Genomic DNA, 2,866 nt, shown 5'->3' with positions numbered 1-2,866 from the left:
TGATAGGATTACTGTCAATTAATATTAATCAATCGCACCAGCGCATCAAGGAAAAAACGGCAGCATGCGATCATTTGTCGCGAATAACCGGGATGGTTAAAGCAGGACGATGCTCATATGGACGAAGGCGTCGCGGTTGTATTTCGGGATCTAACCCCTTTAGTGGCCATCAGGAAATTAACGGTAAGGTGTTGACTGGGAACGATGCTTGCGTCCTATTGGGGTTTGCCCTTTTTACGCTCACTATCCGGATCAATCGCGAAGTATGTAAACGCAACTGTTACAAACCTTAAACTGTTTGTATGTCAAATGAAAAGCTAACCAGTTTGGATTTATATCACAGGCAAGCCCTGTGTAGGATGCATGTGGGAAGTTGCAACTGATGTAGCCTCTACTGTTGAGTCCATAGGTTCCTGTTGCTGATCGCTCCGCGAGGGAATCAGCTTCGTCGTCGAGCGGACGCCAGTTGTCGAGAATACGTACATCGCGTTCGACCACATTGTTGGGGCGAAATACAAGCACTTCCTCGTACAGAACACAGAAGAAAATGCCGCCGGCGTGCAGATCTGAAGTTGCGCGAGGCCCGCTCGAGTATTCAACGTCGAGCACAATCTTTGAGAGCGGATTATCTGGCATTAGTGGAACTCATCTATGAAGGAAAACTTATTATTCGACTTTCTATTGAGGCAAATATTTGAATGCGCCTGTCGAGATGATATCATATCTACAAAAGGGAATCACCTCTTCATTAAGACTGGCAGTCCATGTTTCGTAAGCTGATCGACCAACTGAAAAATTTAACCACCGAGGACAGCGAACGCTTTGATCCGGCGACGTTGAATGATCCCGTCGCGCTGAAAACGGAATGGTCACCCCTCAAAAGGGGAGGAGCGAGCTTCTGTACGCGGAAACTGGTGCAGGTCTCCCCCTTGCGCTACGAGTTCCGGGCCCCGTGGGGGGCCAAAGCGTTTTACCTGATCTTCCTGGTGGTTGGGTTGGGGTTGTTGACTGCCTCTCTCTTTCAAGTCATCGAAAGCGGGAAAATATTCACAGAGGATGTGATTGGCCTGGGAGCGGTGGGACTGATCTTCACACTGGCTGGCGGCCTGATGTTCTATTTCGGCACGAAGCCGGTTGTGTTTGATAAGCAGTACGAGTGTTTCTGGACCGGCAGGATTCCGACTGACGAATTGATGTATGCCACCGCGAATGAGCTGCTGATGCCGTTTAAGGAGATTCATGCGATTCAGTTGATTTCGGAATCAGTCAGCGGTGACAACAATTCGTATTACAGCTATGAAATGAATCTCATTTCCAAAGAGGGCGTGCGCACGAATGTCGTCGATCACGGCAAGTTGGACCAGATTCACGAAGATGCGCGAACGCTTTCCGAGTTTCTGGAAGTGCCGATCTGGGATGGGATCTAAGGCGGTACGCCAGACAATTTCAGAAGCAGCAATCGACCCAAACGTAGGGGCGGTGCCTGTGTGCCCGCCCGCCTGGCTTGGCAGACGTGTGTGGAACGACATCACCAAGGTGAATAGGAAAGGTGGACCCCAGGTAGGGGCTGATCCAAGTGTCAGCCCGTGGTGTTGACGTTTTTGCAAAGTGACGATTCGAACGTTGCGCTAACTCCCTTGTCAGAGTGAGAATATCCTATGTCGCGAGGCGGGGGGACACATGGGTCCCCCCCTACATTTCAAAGCAGGCATTACCAGGATGAGACCGAATCTATTTCGGTCCGAGCGGAGCGAGCAGGAAGTTTTGGTTCCAGTGATCGATTTTGTCTGGAACTTATTGATGTTTCGTTGCTGAACCAGACGCCGGGAACACCGCCACCTCCTGTTGTCTTGGGACAACCCCGGATTCCATCCGGGGCCACCCGTCTAATTCTTTTTATTCTCCATGTCGGCGCTTGAACCTCTGCCCCTTTATGTTCACAATTGAACAAAAGAAACCTTCTTCTTGTAATTAGAACTGGAGGTACACAATGAATCAGGACGCACACGGACAACCACTCAATCGAACTTTTAATGCAGCACGGTTGGATGACAGGAAAATCGATGAACTGATTGGCCTCTGTAAAGGCGTATTGGCTGATGGAGAAGTGAGCCAGTTTGAAGTTGAATATCTTCAAAACTGGCTCAGAAATAATATTGAAATCTCAGGGCATTGGCCAGCGAATGTGCTTTATCAAAGAATCGAAGCGATGCTGGCAGACAATGTGCTTGATGTAGAGGAACAGAAAGATTTGCTTCAGACATTGATGGATCTGACCGGCGAACCATCTATCCATGAGAGTGTGACTTCGATGTCAACGTCGCTCCCCCTGACGATACCAGATCCCGAAATTGATTTTGAGGGGCGCATCTTCTGTCTGACCGGGAAATTCGTAACGGGAACCAGAAAGCAGTGTGAGTCACTGGTGCTGGAAAGAAATGGCAGCCTGAAGAGTTCTCCCACCAGGGACACGAATTTCCTGGTCATCGGCTTAGTCGGCAGTTCCGACTGGATCCATTCCACCCATGGCAGAAAAATCGAAAAGGCCGTCGAACTGCAAGAATCTGGAACGAATCTTGCCATTGTATCTGAAGAGCATTGGGTGCGGTTTATTGTGTAATAATTGAGAGTGGATCACAGGGAGATCTCTCTGATAGTTTCTATTAAATTTCTGCTAGTATTTTAGAAAAATGCCTGAATATAATTTATTTGATCTGGAAGCAGCTGTCAAAAAACTTGCTAGTACGTTTGATGTAATTGAAGCAATTTACCTGTTTGGAAGTAGGCGTTTTGGTACGGGAAGCACTCGATCAGACGTGGATATCATCATTGTACCGAAAGAGTATATAAAGCCGTCCCTGCTGCG

The 2,866-nt window shown here is 48.4% G+C and carries 4 protein-coding genes; 3 read left to right on the top strand and 1 reads right to left on the bottom strand.

What is annotated here, in order from left to right:
• Positions 1-252: 252 nt before the first annotated feature.
• Positions 253-636, bottom strand: a complete 384-nt coding sequence (locus Q0294_RS16340) for a hypothetical protein (protein WP_299467586.1) — start codon at positions 634-636, stop codon at positions 253-255.
• A 128-nt stretch (positions 637-764) separates the two neighbouring features.
• On the opposite strand from Q0294_RS16340, the gene Q0294_RS16335 reads away from it, so the two are divergent.
• From Q0294_RS16335 to Q0294_RS23460, 3 genes are all read left to right on the top strand, one after another.
• Positions 765-1,427, top strand: coding sequence for a hypothetical protein (locus tag Q0294_RS16335; protein WP_299467584.1), 663 nt, complete (start codon positions 765-767; stop codon positions 1,425-1,427).
• A gap of 563 nt (positions 1,428-1,990) precedes the next feature.
• A complete protein-coding gene (locus tag Q0294_RS16330; protein WP_299467582.1) occupies positions 1,991-2,620 on the top strand; it encodes a BRCT domain-containing protein in 630 nt (209 codons plus the stop codon).
• Between the two features lie 70 nt (positions 2,621-2,690).
• On the top strand, positions 2,691-2,866 hold a 176-nt coding region (locus Q0294_RS23460), incomplete at its 3' end, for a nucleotidyltransferase domain-containing protein (RefSeq protein WP_366917984.1).

This window comes from uncultured Gimesia sp., assembly GCF_937919775.1.
In the GTDB taxonomy this organism is placed as follows: Bacteria; Planctomycetota; Planctomycetia; order Planctomycetales; family Planctomycetaceae; genus Gimesia.
This window is presented reverse-complemented; position numbering and strand designations above follow the sequence as displayed.